A 17,212-nucleotide genomic window follows, 5' to 3' on the forward strand; every position below is an offset into this window, starting at 1 on the left:
GACCCGCACGCCCACAGGCCAGGAGCACACCACACCATGACAACCGAACAACTCGAAGGCACCACGGTGCGGATGCCGGCGCTCGGGGAAAACGTCGACGAAGGCACCATCACCCGGTGGCTCAAACAACCCGGCGACCGCATCGAGGCCGAGGAACCACTGCTCGAGGTTGCCACCGACAAGGTCGACACCGAAATACCGTCCCCCGTCGGCGGAATTCTCCAGCGCATCCTCGCCGACGAGGATGACGTGGTGACAGTCGGCGCCGAGCTCGCTGTCATCACCGATTCGTCGGACGGTGCGGCCGCCGCACCGACAAACGCTTCGCCGGCTCCTCCTGTTCAGGCACCGCCTGCGGTTTCGGCACCCACCGCAGCTGCGGCGCCTCCGGTTTCGGCGCCGACCGTTCCCCCGACGCCGAAACCGGAACCCACCCCGGAACCCACGCTCGCACCCCCGGCGCAGCGGGAGCAGGCCGCTTCGGACGACTCCGTCACCGAGAAGCTGCCGCGGATTCGGCGCACCATCGCTCAGCGGATGGTCGAGTCGTTGCAGACCTCGGCCCAGCTCACCACCGTCCTCGAGGTCGACGTCACCGCGATCGCCCGGCTGCGGGCCGCCCACAAGGACGACTTCCTCGCTCGCACCGGACTAAAGCTCTCGTTCCTGCCGTTCTTCGCCAAAGCCGCGGTCGACGCGCTCACCGAGCACCGGGTCCTCAACGCCTCACTGAACGCCGACGTCACCGAGGTGACCTACTACGACCACTGCCACCTCGGTATGGCCGTCGACAGCGAAAAAGGGTTGATGGTGCCGGTCATCCGGGATGCGCAGAATCTCGGGATCGAGGGGCTCGCCCGGGCGATCGCGGACAAGGCCGAGAAGGTGCGCACCGGAAAGATCACCGCAGACGAATTATCCGGCGGCACGTTCACCCTCACCAACACCGGCAGCCGGGGTGCGCTCTTCGACACCCCGATCATCAACCAACCCCAGACCGGCATCCTCGGTGTCGGTGCAGTGGTCGAGCGGCTGATCCCGACAGGGCAGGACGGCGAGCTCCGCATCGACGTGCGGTCGATGGCCTACCTGTCCATCTCCTACGATCACCGCATCGTCGACGGCGCCGACGCCGCCCGATTCCTCACCACCGTCAAGAACCGGCTCGAAACCGGCTTCACAGCCGCCGATCTCGCCTGATCGGCACCGGCACACACGCCGAAGGAGCAATGATGACGCGAGACGATCAGGCCATGCTGGCGTTCGCCGCCAAATGGTCCCGATTCGGCGGAGGAGACGAATACATCCTCCCCGAGTTCGGCATCACCCCGCAGGTGTTCTACCAACGCCTTCTCACGATGGTGACGTCCACCCTGATCAACGACGTCGACTTCTCAACCCGGACATACTTGAGGGACTTCTGCTCCAGCAAACTCGCCCGCCCGGCTTCGGGCACTGCTGCGATGACACGCGTGGCCGTGTGATCCACACCGGTGGCCGCCCCACAATGGCGGCCACCGGTTTCCGGGTTACATCGTTGCGAGAGAGTCTCTCCACGAACATCTTCGGTGGATTACTCGTTCCCGGTTGGCCGGGCGACGAGGGTGATCACCAGGTTCGCACGGCGTGACACCCCGGCCCACGGGCCCAGCATCGGATAGACGGTGCGATCCACCGTCGTCTCCGCAGTAATATGGAGTGTGTCGGCCACCTCGATCGCCCGAAGCTGCAACCGCACGGGAGCCGTGGTCCCCCGAACGGTCACCTCGCACGGAACGGACTGACTCGACAGGGCGGCACCATCGATCGCCACCCTAATCGTGGGGTGCTTATCCGTGTGGAGGTAGTGCGCGGACCGCAGGTGCCAATCACGGGGCCCCAATGCGGTATCGATGCGGTTGGCAGCAAGCAGACCGGTCCCGGTAATGCGGCCGCCGCTGACCGTGATCGAACCCTCCCGCACCGGGATACGGCCCCGCACCCACATCAACCCGAACGCTTTGGCCCGGAATGTCACCGCCGATCGCCCGGTATCGATGGCATACGTACCAGAGGGAATGGTTGTGGAGGCCGGGTCCGAGGACGCGGAATGGATGTCGGGCATAGGTGGACTCCTCGGAAAAGATGCTTTCGCCGAATGGCAGTTGAAATATTTGATAACAGTTGTCCTGAATGTGCAAGGTTTGATCGAAATCTTCGCTGCCCGGCCCGACGCCCACGCCGATCACGTTCGGAGGGCGGCCGTTTCGTCCGACAGCGTCGACGGTGGGCAGGATGACCACCGGATTCTGCTTCAGTATCAGCATCGGCGTGCAGATTGCTCACTCTCATGGGTGCTGGTTGCCGGATCTGCCGGTCGCTGCTTGACTGAGATCACGCAGGCACGAGAAAGACACGCCGTTTCTCGATCGCCTACCGGGAGAGCTCACGAGGCCGGAGACCCGGACAACGACACCGCCGCACGGTTTTCGACGCATCGTAAATGGCGGGTCCGACCCGTAACCGCAAACTGTGCGCACCATGTGCAGCACGGATCCGACTCGAGGACTTCTTGTGCAATCTTCTGTCTCCGCTCCGCAGCGAACCCTCCCGGCGATGTGCGACAGCGAGCCGCCCAGCCGGATTGCCGCAGCAGCCACTGCTCTCCCCGAACACCACCCGATCCGGGTGACCGGCGCCCAAGCGGTGGTGCGCTCACTCGAAGCGCTTGCCGTCGAGGTGGTCTTCGGTATCCCGGGTGGTGCGATCCTGCCGGTGTACGACCCGCTGATCGATTCCCAGCGGCTGCGTCACGTGCTGGTGCGACACGAGCAGGGCGCTGGACATGCGGCCACCGGCTACGCCCAAGCCACCGGCAAGGTCGGCGTGTGCATGGCAACGTCCGGCCCGGGCGCGACGAACCTGGTCACCCCGCTCGCCGACGCGCAGATGGACTCGGTGCCGATCGTGGCGATCACCGGGCAAGTCGGACGCGGCTTGATCGGCACCGATGCCTTCCAGGAAGCCGACATCTGCGGTATCACCATGCCGATCACCAAGCACAACTTCCTGGTCACCGACCCCAAAGACATCCCCCGCACCCTCGCGGAGGCGTTCCGCATCGCCGCCACCGGACGCCCCGGCGCGGTGCTCGTCGACATCCCCAAGGATGTCCTGCAGGCCACCACCACCTTTGCCTGGCCACCGGCGACCCACCTGCCCGGCTACCGGCCGGTCAGCAAACCACACGGCAAGCAGATCCGTGCGGCCGCCGACCTCATCGCCGCCGCGAAGGCGCCCGTCCTCTACGTCGGTGGGGGTGTGATCAAGGCCGAGGCGTCGGTGGAACTGGCGCTGCTCGCGGAGCTGACCGGGATTCCCGTCGTGACGACGCTGATGGCCCGCGGAGCGTTTCCCGACAGCCACCGCCTGCACTACGGGATGCCCGGCATGCACGGCACCGTCGCCGCCGTCGCCGCGCTCCAGAAGAGCGACCTGCTGATCGCACTCGGTGCCCGGTTCGACGACCGCGTCACCGGCGAAGCGGACTCGTTCGCGCCCGGCGCCCAGGTCATCCACGCCGACATCGACCCCGCCGAGATCGGCAAGAACCGATTCGCCGACGTGCCGATCGTCGGTGACTGCAAGCAGACCATCACAGCACTGATCGACGCGATGCGTTCCCGCCGCAACCAAGGCCGGCCAATCGACCTGACCGGCTGGCGCGACTACCTCGACGGGATTCGCCGGACCTACCCGGTCAGCTACGACCGCCCTCGCGACGGAGCCCTGTCACCGGAGTTCGTCATCGAAGCTCTCGGCAAGGCCGCCGGTCCCCATGCGATCTATTGCTCCGGCGTCGGCCAGCACCAGATGTGGGCCGCCCACTACATCAGTTACGAAAAGCCGCGCACCTGGCTGAATTCGGGCGGTCTGGGCACGATGGGTTATGCGGTGCCGGCGGCGCTGGGCGCGAAACTCGGTGCACCCGACCGTGAGGTGTGGGCGATCGACGGCGACGGCTGCTTCCAGATGACCAACCAGGAACTGGCGACCGCCGCGATCGAGGGCATCCCGATCAAGGTGGCCGTGATCAACAACGGAAACCTCGGCATGGTCAAACAACTGCAGGAAATTCACTACGGCGGCCGGTACTCGAACGTCGACCTGGCCACCCATTCGCGCCGCATCCCCGACTTCGTGCAGCTCTCCGAGGCGCTCGGGTGTGTCGCACTGCGCTGTGAACGCGAGGAGGACGTCGACGCGGTGATCGCTCGAGCCCGGGCTATCAACGACCGCCCCGTCGTCATCGACTTCATCGTCGGTGACGACGCCCTGGTCTGGCCCATGATCGCCGCCGGCGCCAGCAACGACCAGATCATGGCCGCTCGAGGAATCCGGCCGCTGTTCGACGACACCGAGGAAGCCGCCGAAACAGCCACCATCCACGGACTGCTCGAGGGGATCGACGGCCACTAGAAGGCGGGACCTACTGGGCGGTCGGCAACCGCGCTGCCGCGGTGAGGACCGCTCGCAACGACGTTGCAGGTCAACCAGATTGGTTCCTAGCGTTACGCGAAACACGACCCACTCGGTTTCGGAGGTGGCGCCGCATCCGTGTTGAAAATCCGGAGTTTGCGGATTCCGCCGGTGAACGCTCTCAGTCGGTGCGCAGCAAGCCGTGGAGCAGAAGGTCACCGAGCTCGCCGAAGGCATCGGCGGCGGACAGGCCGGTGCGCTCGAGGAGCACACCGGACTGGACGGCGTCGATCGCCAATGCCACCAACTGGGCGGCGAATGCGGCGTCGGTGGCGCGGAAGTGCCCGGCTTCGACGCCCTCGTCGATCAATTCGTGCACCCTCTGCGCGGCCTGCGCGGTATTGCGACCGTAGATCTCCGCCGTCGGTGCGTACGAAACCATGTCTTCGTAAAACGCCCGCGAGTTGCGGCGCATCGCCGAGGCGACACCACCGAGATACGTCGTAATCCGCTTACGAGGATCGGACTCGTCGGCAACGGCGGCTTCGATCTCGTCCGCGGCGGCGCCGAAGAAGTGTTTCGTGGCGGCGATGACAAGTTGCTCTTTTGTCGACGCCACGCTGTAGAGGGTGGCCTTGGAGCACCGCAGACGCTGCGTCAGGTCGTCGACGGTGACCGACGTGAACCCCTCCGTCAGGAAGATCTCCTCGATCCGCGCGAGCAGTTCATCCCTGCGGGCGGTGTCGACGCGCCGACGCCGCGGGGTATTCATCGTCGCGCGGTTCGGCGTCGCTCCTGCACGGGCCATGCGGTCGAGTGTTCCACAATCCCGGGCCCCTCGAATCCACAGGGCTTCCCTTCCCGACACACGTTGGGTACATTGATAGGTACTCAATTACCCAATAGATTACCCGCTAGGAGTTGTCGTGGCTGCCGATATCGACGCGCGAGTACGCGAGATCCTGTCGTCCTACGCCGGTGACGGCACGAACGTGGCGTGGCTACTGTGCGATCGGCACCCACCCGAATCCCTGGCACTCACGGTCGTGAACGAGGATCTGTCCACCACACGACTGACCTATGCAGACCTCACCGAGTCGTCACGCCGGTTCGCGCAGGTGCTCACCGATCACGGGATCGGCCGGGGCGATCGCGTGGCGACCCTGATGGGCAAGAGCACCGACCTGGTCACCGTGCTTCTCGGCATCTGGCGGGTCGGGGCCGTCTACGTTCCACTGTTCACGGCGTTCGCCGAGGACGCCGTGACCTCGCGCTTGGCCAATTCGGAGACCAAGCTCGTCGTCGTCGACGCACAGTACCGGTCCAAGATCTCCTCCGACGGCGCATGGGACATTCTCGTCTCGGGTGACGGTGCGGACACGCTGACAGCACTGCTGGTGTCCACTCCTGCCGACGCCCGGCCGTCCGCTTCGGTCGGTGGCGACGGCCCCTTGGTGCACATGTTCACCTCGGGCACCACCGGCACCCCCAAAGGCGTCATCCATCCCGTCCGCTATATCGCCGGATGGCACAGCTACCTCGAATTCGCACTCGGCGTCCGCGGCGACAGCGTGTTCTGGTGCGCGGCGGACCCGGGTTGGGCGTACGGGCTCTACACCGCGATCATCGCACCGTTGGCCGCCGGCGTTCCGACAATCCTGACCCGCGGCGGTTTCTCCGCCGCCTCCACGTGGTCGGTGCTCTCCCAACTGGAGGTCACCGATTACGCGGCAGCGCCGACCGTGTACCGGGGCCTGCGCGCCGAAACACTGACTCGTCCGGACACACTCGCGTTGCGCCGCCTCTCGAGCGCGGGTGAACCGCTCACCCCCGAGGTCAACCTCTGGGCCGAGAAGGAACTCGGCCTGCTCGTCCACGACCACTACGGACAGACCGAACTCGGGATGCCCGCCGGTTTCCCGCATCACCCCGACGTCGCAGTGCCGGTGGTGTCCGGAGCGATGGGGGTCGCGCTGCCCGGGTGGACGCTGAAGTTGCTCGAGAACGACCGCGACGAGCCCGCACCCGCCGGCACGGTCGGGCGGCTCGCGGTGGTGGTCGCCGACAGCCCGCTGATGACGTTCACCGAGTACGCGGGCGGACGCGGCGACGCGGGCCGATTCACCACCGACAAGAACTACTTCCTCACCGGCGACACCGCCAGCATCGACGCCGACGGAATCCTGCACTTCTCCTCCCGCGACGACGACGTCATCATCATGGCCGGTTACCGAATCGGCCCCTTCGACGTCGAATCCGTACTGGCGCAGCACCCTGCAGTGCGTGAGTGCGCCGTGGTCGCCGCACCCGACGAGGTGCGCGGCGAAGTGATCGAGGCCTACGTCATCACTGCACCGGACCACGACCAGGACCCCGGCGACGCGCTCGCCCACGAACTGCAGCAGTGGGTGAAAACCAAGTACGCCGCCCACGCCTACCCGCGCCGGGTGCATTTCGTCGACACCCTCCCCAAGACCCCGAGCGGCAAGATCCAGCGCGCGCAGCTCCGCCAGCAGCGCCGCGCCGAACTGTCCCGACAGGAAGCACACTCATGACCGATGCCCGGACACCGCTGGTCGTGACCCAGCACGGTGCGACACGCATGTTCACCCTCAACCGCCCCGACCGACGAAACGCCTTGAACGACATCCTGGTCGAGGCACTGGGCGCCGCGCTGTCCGACGCCGAGGCCGACCGCGACACCCGAGCCGTCGTCCTGCGCGGCGCCGGCAAAAGTTTCTGCGCCGGTGCCGACCTCCAGTATTTTCTGGACCTGCACTCCCGTGGGCACGCCCCTACCGGGTTCCTTCGGGGCGTCTCAGCCCTCGCCACTCGACTCGAGGCCAGCCGGTTGCCTGTCGTCGCGGCGATCCACGGGCACGCCGTCGCCGGTGGACTCGAACTCGCGCTCGCCTGCGACGTCGTCATCTCCACCCCCACCGCCCTCATCGGTGACGGACACGTCCGCAACAACCTGCTTCCCGCCGGCGGTGCCAGCGTGCGCCTGCCCCGCAAGGTCGGCGACGCCATGGCCCGCTGGCTCGCCCTCACCGGCGCCCTGCTCCCGGCAACCGAACTGCAGCGCACCGGATGGCTACACGAGGTCGTCGACCACGAACACCTCCACACCGCAGCCCTGACCGCCGCCACCGAACTCGCCGAACACGCCGGCCCCGCCCAACACGCCTACAAATCGCTGCTCTCCGACCTCACCGGCCTCGACGAAAAATACGGCCTCGCTCATGAACTCGACGCCTTCGACACCCACTGGCAGACCAGCGACGTCCCCACCGCCCTGAACGACTTCCTGCACGGCAGGACCACCAACCCCAACACCCACCCCGCCCCGACAGGAACACGATGAACCGCTACACCGATCAGGTCGTCCTCGTCACCGGCGCCGGCCAAGGACTCGGCGCCGCCATGGCCCACCGGTTCGCCGCCGAAGGCGCCACCGTCGCGATCGCCGAGATCAACGACACCGCCGGCCAGGCCTTGGCCGCCGAGCTGACCGACCGCTACGGCCGCCCCGCCACCAGCCACCCCGTCGACGTCGCCTCCGCCGAGCAGGTGCAGGACTGGGTCGACACGATCGCCGACACCCACGGACGCATCGACGCCCTGGTCAACAACGCCGGCATCATCCGCGACAACCGGATCGAGAAGATCACCGTCGAGGACTGGCACGCCGTCATCGACGTCTCCCTCACCGGGTCCTTTCTCTGCGCCCAGGCCGTCCTGCCGCACATGCGCGCCCGCACCTACGGACGGATCGTGTCCTTCAGCTCGATGAGCTGGCGCGGGAACTTCGGACAGGCCAACTATGTTGCCGCCAAGGCCGGCATCGTCGGCCTCACCCGCACCATCGCCCTCGAAGCCGCCCGCGACGGCATCACCGCCAACGCCATCGCCCCCGGACTCATCGAAACCCCGATGCTCGCCTCCATGAACGGACCCGCCCGCGACAAACTCGTCTCCAAAGTCCCCCAAAAGCGCACCGGCGACCCCACCGACATCGCCGAAGCCGCCGCCTACCTCTGCTCCCCCGCCGCCGGCTACGTCAGCGGCATCGTCCTCGACGTCGACGGCGGCCTCGGCATCGGATCCTCCATCCGGTAGCTCCGATCGAAAGCTCCCCAGCGCCTCGGCTGGGTGGGCGCCACCCTCAGTCCATCAGCCGGAATCCCGCCTCTATTCCCTCGCGCCACTGACTGAGTTCGACCTCATAATCACCGACGCCCGCACCCCGCGCAGTCAGCGAACTGACCTTCGCAGCTTCTTGCGCTCGTCCTCGGTGTAGCCACCCCAGATGCCATGGCGTTCGGAGGATCCGAGTGCATATTCGAGGCACCGGTCCCGCACGGGGCACCGCCGGCAGACCTGTTTGGCCGCACGTACTCGACGCGCACGGGGTTCGCCTCGTTCGTTGTCGGGGTGGAAGAACACCGCGGGGTCGGTGTCCCGGCAGGCCGCGGACAGCTGCCAGTCCCACTCCTCGGCGATGGGGACGGGCAGCCGCACCGTCAGGGCAGGCATCTGCGTTCCTTCCTCGCTCGCCGGTAGACGCGGATCAGACTGGCAGTGGAGCTGTCCCCGACCTCCGGTGCTCCGCCCTGGTCCCACAAGGCGGGACCCAGTTCCAGCGCCGACGTCTTACCGAGCTCGACTCCCCATTGGTCGAACGAGTCGATTCCCCAGACGACGCCTTGAACGAATACCTGGTGTTCATACAGGGCGATCAACTGTCCGAGAGTCGATGGGGTGAGCTTCGTGCCCAAAATTGTTGTCGAGGGCCTGTTTCCGGGCATCACCTTGTGTGCGACGAGCTCGGCGGGCGTCCCGTCTTCGGTGATCTCGGCGTCGGTCCTGCCGAACGCGAGGACTTTCGATTGTGCGAGGAGGTTCGCAGTCAGCACATCGTGCATGGAGCCGATGCCGTCGATTGTGGGTAGATCCTCCACCGGCTCCGTGAATCCCACGAAGTCGACGGGGATCAGATGTGTGCCCTGGTGCAGAAGCTGATGGAACGCATGTTGCCCGTTCGTGCCTGGTTCTCCCCAGAAAACCTCGCCGGTGAAGGTGCCGACCGGAGTACCGTCCGCCCGCACCGATTTGCCATTCGATTCCATGGTCAGTTGTTGCAAATACGCCGGAAACCTGGCCAGGTCGTTCGCGTACGGCAGCACGGCCCGCGAGTCGGCACCGAAGAAGCTCGAGTACCACACACCGAGCATGCCGAGGATGACGGGCGCATTCGATTCCAAGGGTGCAGTGCGGAAGTGCTCGTCGATCGCCCGCATCCCGCCGAGGAACTCGGTGAACCGCTCTCGTCCGATCGCGATCATGACCGAAAGCCCGACGGCGGACCCGACCGAGTACCGTCCGCCCACCCATTCCCAGAAGCCGAACATGTTGTCGGCGGTGATACCGAAAGCCGTGACCCGTGCAGTGTCGGTAGACACCGCGACGAAATGGCGGGGCACCGCATCCTCCCCCAGTGCGCCGGTGATCCAGCGCCGGGCAGCGGATGCGTTCGTCATCGTCTCCAGCGTGGAGAAGGTCTTGGAGACAACGACGAACAGTGTGGTGCGCGGGTCCAGGTCGGTCAGATTCGACAACAGATCCGTGGGATCGATATTGGAGACGAACCGTAGCTCGGGCCCGTCGACGTAGTGGCGCAAGGCGCGATAGGCCATGGCCGGACCGAGGTCGGATCCACCGATCCCGATGTTCACCACCGTACGAATGCGCTCGCCGGTGGCCCCGCGCCACACGCCGGACCGGACACGATCGGTGAACTCACCCATCCGCCCCAGCACCGCGTGCACGTCCTCGATCACGTTCTGTCCGTCGACGATCAGCTCGCGCTCGGGGCTCGCGCGCAGAGCAGTGTGCAGAACAGCCCGGTCCTCGGAGGTGTTGATGTGTTCGCCGGTGAACATCGCCTCACGGTGGCGTTCCACGCCGGCGGCCCGGGCGAGGTCGAGTAACAGGCCGACCGTCTCGCGCGTGACACGATGCTTGCTGTAATCGATGTAGAGATCGCCGGCCGTGACATTCAGGTCTTCGCCCCGACGAGGGTCGGCGTCGAAGAGTTCCCGAAGGTGCGTGGCCGCGACTTCCCAGTGGTGATCGGACAGTTTCTGCCACAGCGGCGTAGCGGTGACGTTGTGTGTCATGCGAGTCCTCGCAGCCGGGGGGCAAGGTCGCGCTCGAACAACTCCAGGAACCGCTTCTGGTCATGCCCGGGCGCATGGAACACCAGATGATTCAATCCGGCGTCGAGATACGGCTTGATCTGCGCCACCGCCTCATCCGGATCCGACGCCACGATCCACCGCTTCGCGACCTGCTCGATCGGCAACGCATCCGCCGCCTTCTCCATCTCGATCGGATCATCGATCGAATGCTTCTGCTCCGCCGTCAACGACAACGGCGCCCAGAACCGGGTGTTCTCCAACGCCAACTCCGGATCCGTGTCATAGGAAATCTTGATCTCGATCATCCTGTCGATCTCCGCGACCTCACGCTCCGCCTTCGCCGCCCCCTCCGCGACCGCCGGCAGCAACTTCTCCGTATACAACTCCATACCCTTACCCGACGTACAAATGAACCCGTCCCCACTGCGGCCGGCATACCGGGCCACCACCGGACCACCCGCCGCGATATACACCGGAATCCCGTCCTCGGGCACGTCGTAAATCGACGCCCCCTTCGTGGAGAAATACTCGCCCTCGAAATCGACCCGATCCCCGAGCCACAGCTCCCGCATCAACCGCACCGACTCCCGCAACCGCGCGAACCGCTCCTTGAACTCCGGCCACTCCCCGGCATACCCCGTCGCGATCTCATTGAGCGCCTCACCGGTACCCACCCCCAGCATCACCCGACCCGGATACAGACACCCCATCGTCGCGAACGCCTGCGCCACCACCGCCGGGTTGTACCGAAACGTCGGCGTCATCACCGACGTCCCCAACTGCAGTCGTGACGTGCGCTCCCCCACCGCCGTCATCCACGCAATCGAGAACGGCGCATGCCCACCCTCGTGCCGCCACGGCTGGAAATGATCCGACACCGTCGCCGAATCCATCCCGTGCGCCTCCGCCAGCACACCCAGCTCCACCAACTCCCGCGGACCGAACTGCTCCGCCGACGCCTTGTATCCCAGCTTTATCACGACTGCACCGCCTCCATGCTCCGAACCTGATGTCCACCGAATTGTTGCCGCAGAGCCGAAACCGCCTTCATAGCAGGTGAATCCGGCTGGCGGGAGGAGAAACGCGCGAACAGGGCGGCCGAGATGGCCGGGACCGGGACGGCGTGGGAGATGGCCTCTTCGACCGTCCAGCGCCCCTCGCCGGAATCTTCCGTGTATCCGGATATCGAGCTCAATCCCGGGTCCTGCCGAAGCGCAGCGACGAGAAGGTCGAGTAGCCAGGAGCGCACCACGGTGCCCTGCCGCCACGCACCCATCACAGCGTCGGGGGCAGTGATTCGGGGTTCGGCGGCCAGGAGTTCGTATCCCTCGGCGTACGCCTGCATCAATCCATACTCGATACCGTTGTGCACCATCTTGGCGTAATGGCCGGCGCCGACCGGCCCCGCATGCACGAAACTGTCCTCCCGCTTCCCTTCGGGCCTGAGTGCATCGAAGATCGGCATGGCGCGTGCAACATCGGCGTCGTCCCCGCCCACCATCAGCCCGTAGCCCTCGTCCAGGCCCCATACTCCGCCCGATACGCCGCAGTCCAGATAACCGATTCCGCGCTCACCGAGCACAGCGGAGTGGAACTCATCGTCCGAGAAGCGCGAGTTTCCGCCCTCGATCACGAGATCTCCGGGCCCGAGCAGCTCGCTCAGCTCGGCGATCACGGAGCGGGTCGGCTCACCGGCCGGAACCATCACCCACACCACTCTGGGGCCACTGAGGCGAGTGACCAATTCGGCCACCGAGTCGACGTCACGCACGGTGGGATCGAAATCGAAGCCGACGACCTCGTGCCCCGCGGCGCGAACACGCTCGCGCATGTTTCCGCCCATCCGCCCTAGACCTATCAAACCCAACTGCATCGGGAACTCCTTGACGTTTACTCGACCGCCGACCCCAAGCCGCAGACCCACGGATGCACGATATCGCGCACGATTTGCGTGCAATCATGCCGTTTGCGCGTTCGGACTGTCAATAACCGCGCATAAGGAGGTAGGATCCGGGTAGACCTGATCCGTGTGTGCATCGAGCCGAGTTTCAAGGAGTGTTTCTTGTCCGCAACCACACGACGTGGCGAAATACTCCAACGCCTTCACGTCGACGGCTATGTAGAGGCGAAGGTTCTCTCACGCGAGCTCGGTGTGGACGCGTCGACGATTCGGCGTGACCTCGACACGTTGGTTCGTTCCGGTCAAGCCGAACGAACTCACGGCGGGGCGCGGCCCGTCACAGGCGCATCCTCCGAAATCCCCTACGCGGTAAAGAAAACCGAGCGGCGACCCGAGAAGATCGCGATCGCACGTCGCGCAGCGCAGCATGTGGCCGATGGCGACACGATCATCCTCGACAGCGGGTCGACCACCTACCAGGTTGCTCTGGAGCTTCGTCACAAAGCTGATCTGACGATCATCACCAACGACCTTCGCATCGGCAAGTACGTAGCCACCATCCCCGCCGTCCGCCTGCTGGTCACCGGGGGCGAGCTACTCGGATCCGTCTTTACCCTGGTGGGCGAACGCGCCGTCGACTTCCTCTCCGACTACTCGGCCGACTGGGCCTTCCTCGGAGCAGACGCCATCGACCCGACTGCAGGTATCACCAATACCAACACGCTCGAAGTACCGCTCAAACGAGCGATCATCTCGGCCGCGGCGCGCACCATCGTCCTCGCGGACAGTTCGAAGTTCGGACACCGTGCTCTCGCCAAAGTCGCAGCGATAGACGAAGTCGAAACGATTCTCACCGACTCCGGACTTCCGAGTGATCAGGCCGAACAGTACGGCGGTAAAGTCGCCCGAGCGATGATGGCCGACGACTGAGGGTTGCGGGTCCTGGCGCTGACGGCATAGTCACCGCTGCGGAAACTTGGTCCGGTATCCCTGATCCGCAAGCCATCGGCGTGCACGTCCGCGGCGGCGTTCGTCCGAGAGCAGCTGGTATCGCTGGAACCAAAGAACGGTGTGCGGCTGATGTCAGGCTGCGGATCCGCCTGCGACGCTGTCGAGGTCGGGGAGCGGACGGCGGCTGACTTCGCGAGCGTCGTCCGGGGTCAACCCGAAGGTGCGCAGCAGGTCTTCGGCGAGTGCGTCGGTGGCCTCGGCGGCGTCACGGTCCGGGCGAGCGTGCAGTATCTGGCCGAGCCCGATGAGCGCTCCGGCGGTCAGGACCAGCGCCAGTTCCGGGTCACGGACGGTGAAGCGTCCGGTCGCGGTGGCTGCCTCGATGTCGCGAAGGGCACGGGGGGCGAGTCCGCGGTCGGCGGTGATCAGGTCGGGTGCGTTGTTGAGCAGCACGCGGCTGAGGTCGGGCTCCTTGCGAAAGAGGCGGCCGGTGAGCCGAAAAGCCTGCGCGAACGTCTCGGCGGGGTCCTCGAGGTCGGCGGTGAGGTGATCGAGGAGTTGGCCGTGCGCCTCCAGTGCGGCGTCCACCGCTGCCCGGTAGAGCTGTTCCTTGCTGTCGAAGTGGTTGTAGAACGAGCCCATTCCGACGTCGGCGGCCTGGGTGATCTCGAGTACGGGAACACTCAGATTTCCCTCGGCGATGAAGGTTTGCGCCGCACGAATGAGAGCCGCCCGCGTGCGTGCTTTTCGTCGTTCCAGTCGACTCGCTGGTGCGTCGTCGGTGGTCAAGGGCCGTGTCACCGCCTCTGTTGTGTGTAGACCCGCCCACGATAACACCGACGCTCAGAAATGATGATTTCGTCAGGAACCTTGACCGACGAACCACTCATGAGTGACGATATCGTCATTCACTTGAGGAGAGCTCATGAATAAACACTTCGACGCTCACGCCGATCTGCACAGCGAACAGGGCGCACGGCGCGGTGAACACCCCGGCCGGGCGCCGAACCCGACCGTCAAGGTGCACGATCTCGCGTGGCTGGAATTCACGAAACCCGACCTCGACCGGGCCGAAATGTTCGCTCACGCCTTCGGATTCACCACCGCCTCACGGACCCGAGATGAACTGCAGCTACGGGGAACCGACGCCGGAACGCCGTGCGTGATCATCAAGAAGGGCCCCCGTTCCCGATTCCTGGGAGCGGCGTACCTCGCCGCCGATGACGCGGACGTGCTGCATCTGGCCGAGGCCACCAGCCGTCGTGTCGACCGACTGCCCGAGAGCCTGGGCGGCATCGTCGTCGAGTTGGCCGACCCGAATGGGAGTTCGGTGCGCGTGGTCTCCGGCGTGCGCCGGTTACCCGCACTGCCCGCGCAGACTCCGGTCACCCTCAACGTCGGACGCACGGCGGAACGGACTAACGCGACGCAGCGCCCACCACGGGAGCCGGCGTCGGTGCAGCGGTTGGGTCACGTGGTGCTACAGAGCACCACATACCTCGAGACACTGAATTGGTATCTGCAGCACCTGGGAATGATCGTGAGCGATTTCCAGTACTACCCCGGCCAACGGCAGCGGGGGCCGGTGATGAGTTTCATCCGCTGCGACCGTGGCAGCACCCCCGCCGACCATCACACCTTGGCTCTCACCCTCGGCCCGTCCAATCGCTACGTGCACTCGGCGTACCAGGTCTGCGACCTCGACACCTTGGCCGCAGGCGGCGAATACCTGCGGGAGCGGGGTTACCGCCGCTCGTGGGGGATCGGCCGTCACATCCAGGGCAGCCAGATTTTCGATTACTGGCGCGACCCGGACGGTTTCCTGGTCGAGCATTTCAGTGACGGTGACATGTTCGACGCTGCCCTCGAACCTGGCTGGGCGCCGATGAGCGCCTCCGGTCTGGCGCAGTGGGGCCCGCCGGCGACCAGCGATTTTCTCGGTATCGCCCCTGGCCGGGAGTCCCTGCGCGAATTGCGCGCGACGATCTCTTCGCTTCGCGGAGACAACGAGTTCGACCTCCAACGCCTTCGTGGCCTGTTGAAAGTAGCTTCTACATGAGCATTTCCGTCCTCCGCACCCACGACGGCTGGTGGGTGCAGACCCCACGCGGCGCCGCCCCGGTCGACTCCGCTGCCACCACCACGGCCGCACTTCTCGCCGATCGGGCGGCGATCGAGGCCGCTGCCACGGCCACGGCCACGATCCCGATTGACACCTTGGAGCTACTCTCCCCGGTCACCGCCCCATGCCGGGTGGTGGCGCAAATGACGAATTACGTCTCGCACGTGAAGGATTCGGGGATGAACCCGAATACCGTCCCGCTGACGTTCTTCCGAAAGGCGTCCGGTTCGATCAGTGGCCCGTTCGCGGACGTGCTCAAACCCGACCATGTCCGGTTTCTCGACTACGAGGTCGAGGCGGGACTGGTGTTCGGCCGACCCGTTCCGGTGGGTACCTCGATCGACGAGCACAACATTGCAGAATTCGTCGCCGGTCTCGTCATCACGAACGACGTGTCCGCCAGGGACGTGCAGCTCCCGAAAACGCAGTTCTACGAGGCGAAGTCGTATCCCACCTTCACCCCGGTGGGCCCGGCTTTGGTGCTTCTGGAGGAGGGCGACGTCAAGCGATTCGAAGATCTGCGACTGCAACTGCGCGTCAACGGCGAGGTCCGGCAGAACATGACGGTCGGACGGGACATGATCTACCGGCCGGTACAGGCGCTGCAGGCCCTGACCAAGTTCCAGCGACTCGATGCCGGAGACCTGCTGCTCACCGGCACTCCCGGGGGCACCGCTCTGAAGGCGCCGTCCAAGCCGGTCGAGATCATCGGCTCGCTGCTGCCGCCTGCGGTCAAGTGGAAGTCCTTCTTCAAGGCGCAGGCGAAGAACCCCCACTACCTGCAGGACGGCGATGTCATGGAGCTGTCGATCGCCACGGACGACAATGTCCTGGACCTGGGGATCCAGCGGACCGTGGTCAGGTTCGCCCGGTGACCGCTACCGCACTATGGCCGACGTACGACCATCCCGACGATCTCCCCGCAATAGAAGCCGTCCCGCTCGACTCCCGAGGACTACCCACGTCCACCTACCACCTGCTGGTCCGCGCGGCCGACCTGTGGCCCGATCGCACCGCGCTGACCGTCCTCCCCGACGCTGCGCGCTGGCGTGAACCGGTGCGGCGCGCCTACTCACAATTGATCGCCGACGTGCACCGAGCCGCTACTGCCCTACACGCGGCCGGTATTCGTCGGAACGACGCCGTGGCGTTGATGTCGCCGAACCGCGACGAGCTGGTTACTGCCACCCTCGCCGCGCAGGTCGCCGGTATCGCTGCCCCGATCAACCCGGGCCTGTCCGGTGAGCACATTGCCGAACTGCTGCGTCGTTCCGGTGCGCGGATCTTTGCGGCTCTGCCGCTGCTCCACGTCAACGCGCTGATCGTCACGCTGCTCGCACCGATGCTGCGGGGGCAGAACGTGGTGTGGGCCGGGCCGCTCGGCTACCGCGACGCCGCCCTGTACGGCGAAGTCTGGCGGATCGTCGAGCACTACCGACTTACCGCGATGAGCGCGGTCCCCATCGTCTACGCCGTGCTCGCGCAATGCCCGGTCGACGCCGACATCTCCAGCCTGCGCGCCTGCCTCGTCGGGGCATCCATGCTGCCCGCCGCTGCTCCGAATTCGGTCACCGTGCTCGA

General features: G+C 65.7%; 16 protein-coding genes and 1 pseudogene. 10 read left to right on the plus strand and 7 right to left on the minus strand.

Translation table 11 applies throughout. The features are described from left to right. The first annotated feature begins 36 nt into the window (after window positions 1–36). Together JQT59_RS05025 and JQT59_RS05030 are read left to right on the plus strand one after the other, a co-directional pair. Window positions 37–1,200, plus strand: a complete 1,164-nt coding sequence (locus JQT59_RS05025) for a 2-oxo acid dehydrogenase subunit E2 (RefSeq protein WP_213575043.1) — start codon at window positions 37–39, stop codon at window positions 1,198–1,200. Window positions 1,201–1,229: 29 nt separating this feature from the next. After that, window positions 1,230–1,484: a DUF3263 domain-containing protein gene (locus JQT59_RS05030; protein WP_502939781.1), complete on the plus strand. Its 255-nt coding sequence runs from the start codon at window positions 1,230–1,232 to the stop codon at window positions 1,482–1,484. A gap of 89 nt (window positions 1,485–1,573) precedes the next feature. Here the strand turns inward: JQT59_RS05030 and JQT59_RS05035 are convergent, their stop codons facing one another. After that, window positions 1,574–2,104, minus strand: a complete 531-nt coding sequence (locus JQT59_RS05035; RefSeq protein ID WP_213575046.1) for a YceI family protein — start codon at window positions 2,102–2,104, stop codon at window positions 1,574–1,576. A gap of 491 nt (window positions 2,105–2,595) precedes the next feature. Between JQT59_RS05035 and JQT59_RS05040 the strand changes: the two genes are divergently transcribed. Continuing rightward, a complete protein-coding gene (locus JQT59_RS05040) occupies window positions 2,596–4,458 on the plus strand; it encodes an acetolactate synthase large subunit (RefSeq protein WP_213575048.1) in 1,863 nt (620 codons plus the stop codon). Window positions 4,459–4,639: 181 nt separating this feature from the next. On the opposite strand, the gene JQT59_RS05045 is transcribed toward JQT59_RS05040, so the two are convergent. Next, on the minus strand, window positions 4,640–5,266 hold the full coding sequence (locus tag JQT59_RS05045; protein WP_213575050.1) for a TetR/AcrR family transcriptional regulator: 627 nt from the start codon (window positions 5,264–5,266) through the stop codon (window positions 4,640–4,642). Window positions 5,267–5,384: 118 nt separating this feature from the next. Here JQT59_RS05045 and JQT59_RS05050 point away from each other — a divergent pair, with 118 nt between their 5' ends. From JQT59_RS05050 to JQT59_RS05060, 3 genes are read left to right on the plus strand one after another with little or no spacing between them, the layout of a single operon-like run. Further along, complete coding sequence (locus JQT59_RS05050; protein ID WP_213575052.1) at window positions 5,385–7,013, plus strand: AMP-binding protein; 1,629 nt, start codon at window positions 5,385–5,387, stop codon at window positions 7,011–7,013. Continuing rightward, window positions 7,010–7,822 (plus strand): enoyl-CoA hydratase/isomerase family protein, encoded by an 813-nt coding sequence (locus tag JQT59_RS05055; protein ID WP_213575054.1) that lies wholly within the window; start codon window positions 7,010–7,012, stop codon window positions 7,820–7,822. Before JQT59_RS05050 ends, JQT59_RS05055 begins: the two co-directional genes overlap by 4 nt. Beyond that, complete coding sequence (locus JQT59_RS05060; RefSeq protein WP_213575055.1) at window positions 7,819–8,577, plus strand: SDR family NAD(P)-dependent oxidoreductase; 759 nt, start codon at window positions 7,819–7,821, stop codon at window positions 8,575–8,577. Before JQT59_RS05055 ends, JQT59_RS05060 begins: the two co-directional genes overlap by 4 nt. A gap of 135 nt (window positions 8,578–8,712) precedes the next feature. Here the strand turns inward: JQT59_RS05060 and JQT59_RS05065 are convergent, their stop codons facing one another. From JQT59_RS05065 to gnd, 4 genes are read right to left on the minus strand one after another with little or no spacing between them, the layout of a single operon-like run. Further along, on the minus strand, window positions 8,713–8,994 hold the full coding sequence (locus JQT59_RS05065; RefSeq protein ID WP_159918606.1) for a WhiB family transcriptional regulator: 282 nt from the start codon (window positions 8,992–8,994) through the stop codon (window positions 8,713–8,715). Beyond that, entirely contained in the window at window positions 8,982–10,637 is a 1,656-nt protein-coding gene (gene pgi / locus JQT59_RS05070) for a glucose-6-phosphate isomerase (protein ID WP_213575057.1), read from the minus strand. The genes JQT59_RS05065 and pgi overlap by 13 nt, the downstream gene beginning before the upstream one ends. Next, complete coding sequence (fgd, locus tag JQT59_RS05075; RefSeq protein ID WP_213575059.1) at window positions 10,634–11,638, minus strand: glucose-6-phosphate dehydrogenase (coenzyme-F420); 1,005 nt, start codon at window positions 11,636–11,638, stop codon at window positions 10,634–10,636. Before fgd ends, pgi begins: the two co-directional genes overlap by 4 nt. After that, on the minus strand, window positions 11,635–12,531 hold the full coding sequence (gnd, locus tag JQT59_RS05080) for a phosphogluconate dehydrogenase (NAD(+)-dependent, decarboxylating) (RefSeq protein ID WP_213575061.1): 897 nt from the start codon (window positions 12,529–12,531) through the stop codon (window positions 11,635–11,637). Before gnd ends, fgd begins: the two co-directional genes overlap by 4 nt. 189 nt (window positions 12,532–12,720) lie before the next feature. On the opposite strand from gnd, the gene JQT59_RS05085 reads away from it, so the two are divergent. Next, on the plus strand, window positions 12,721–13,488 hold the full coding sequence (locus JQT59_RS05085) for a DeoR/GlpR family DNA-binding transcription regulator (RefSeq protein ID WP_213575063.1): 768 nt from the start codon (window positions 12,721–12,723) through the stop codon (window positions 13,486–13,488). Window positions 13,489–13,641: 153 nt separating this feature from the next. Here the strand turns inward: JQT59_RS05085 and JQT59_RS05090 are convergent, their stop codons facing one another. Further along, window positions 13,642–14,310, minus strand: coding sequence for a TetR/AcrR family transcriptional regulator (locus tag JQT59_RS05090; protein ID WP_213575065.1), 669 nt, complete (start codon window positions 14,308–14,310; stop codon window positions 13,642–13,644). Window positions 14,311–14,434: 124 nt separating this feature from the next. Between JQT59_RS05090 and JQT59_RS05095 the strand changes: the two genes are divergently transcribed. The 3 genes and pseudogenes from JQT59_RS05095 to JQT59_RS05105 all read left to right on the plus strand — a co-directional run. Continuing rightward, entirely contained in the window at window positions 14,435–15,568 is a 1,134-nt protein-coding gene (locus JQT59_RS05095; RefSeq protein ID WP_213575067.1) for a VOC family protein, read from the plus strand. Then, window positions 15,565–16,506, plus strand: a complete 942-nt coding sequence (locus JQT59_RS05100) for a fumarylacetoacetate hydrolase family protein (RefSeq protein WP_213575069.1) — start codon at window positions 15,565–15,567, stop codon at window positions 16,504–16,506. The genes JQT59_RS05095 and JQT59_RS05100 overlap by 4 nt, the downstream gene beginning before the upstream one ends. After that, window positions 16,503–17,198, plus strand: a pseudogene (locus JQT59_RS05105) (AMP-binding protein); the annotation flags it as partial. The gene JQT59_RS05100 and the pseudogene JQT59_RS05105, both read left to right, overlap by 4 nt. Window positions 17,199–17,212: the final 14 nt, after the last annotated feature.

It is taken from the genome of Rhodococcus sp. USK13, assembly GCF_018343855.1.
In the GTDB taxonomy this organism is placed as follows: domain Bacteria; phylum Actinomycetota; class Actinomycetes; order Mycobacteriales; family Mycobacteriaceae; genus Rhodococcus_F; species Rhodococcus_F oxybenzonivorans.

Excerpts from the sequence above, each read along its gene's own strand:
- JQT59_RS05065 (WP_159918606.1), bottom strand. The coding sequence starts at position 8,994 with ATGCCTGCCCTGACGGTGCGGCTGCCCGTCCCCATCGCCGAGGAGTGG.
- JQT59_RS05030 (WP_502939781.1), top strand. The coding sequence starts at position 1,230 with ATGATGACGCGAGACGATCAGGCCATGCTGGCGTTCGCCGCCAAATGG.
- JQT59_RS05055 (WP_213575054.1), top strand. The coding sequence starts at position 7,010 with ATGACCGATGCCCGGACACCGCTGGTCGTGACCCAGCACGGTGCGACA.
- JQT59_RS05040 (WP_213575048.1), top strand. The coding sequence starts at position 2,596 with ATGTGCGACAGCGAGCCGCCCAGCCGGATTGCCGCAGCAGCCACTGCT.
- JQT59_RS05100 (WP_213575069.1), top strand. The coding sequence starts at position 15,565 with ATGAGCATTTCCGTCCTCCGCACCCACGACGGCTGGTGGGTGCAGACC.
- pgi (WP_213575057.1), bottom strand. The coding sequence starts at position 10,637 with ATGACACACAACGTCACCGCTACGCCGCTGTGGCAGAAACTGTCCGAT.
- JQT59_RS05095 (WP_213575067.1), top strand. The coding sequence starts at position 14,435 with ATGAATAAACACTTCGACGCTCACGCCGATCTGCACAGCGAACAGGGC.
- JQT59_RS05060 (WP_213575055.1), top strand. The coding sequence starts at position 7,819 with ATGAACCGCTACACCGATCAGGTCGTCCTCGTCACCGGCGCCGGCCAA.
- gnd (WP_213575061.1), bottom strand. The coding sequence starts at position 12,531 with ATGCAGTTGGGTTTGATAGGTCTAGGGCGGATGGGCGGAAACATGCGC.
- JQT59_RS05045 (WP_213575050.1), bottom strand. The coding sequence starts at position 5,266 with ATGGCCCGTGCAGGAGCGACGCCGAACCGCGCGACGATGAATACCCCG.
- JQT59_RS05025 (WP_213575043.1), top strand. The coding sequence starts at position 37 with ATGACAACCGAACAACTCGAAGGCACCACGGTGCGGATGCCGGCGCTC.
- JQT59_RS05035 (WP_213575046.1), bottom strand. The coding sequence starts at position 2,104 with ATGCCCGACATCCATTCCGCGTCCTCGGACCCGGCCTCCACAACCATT.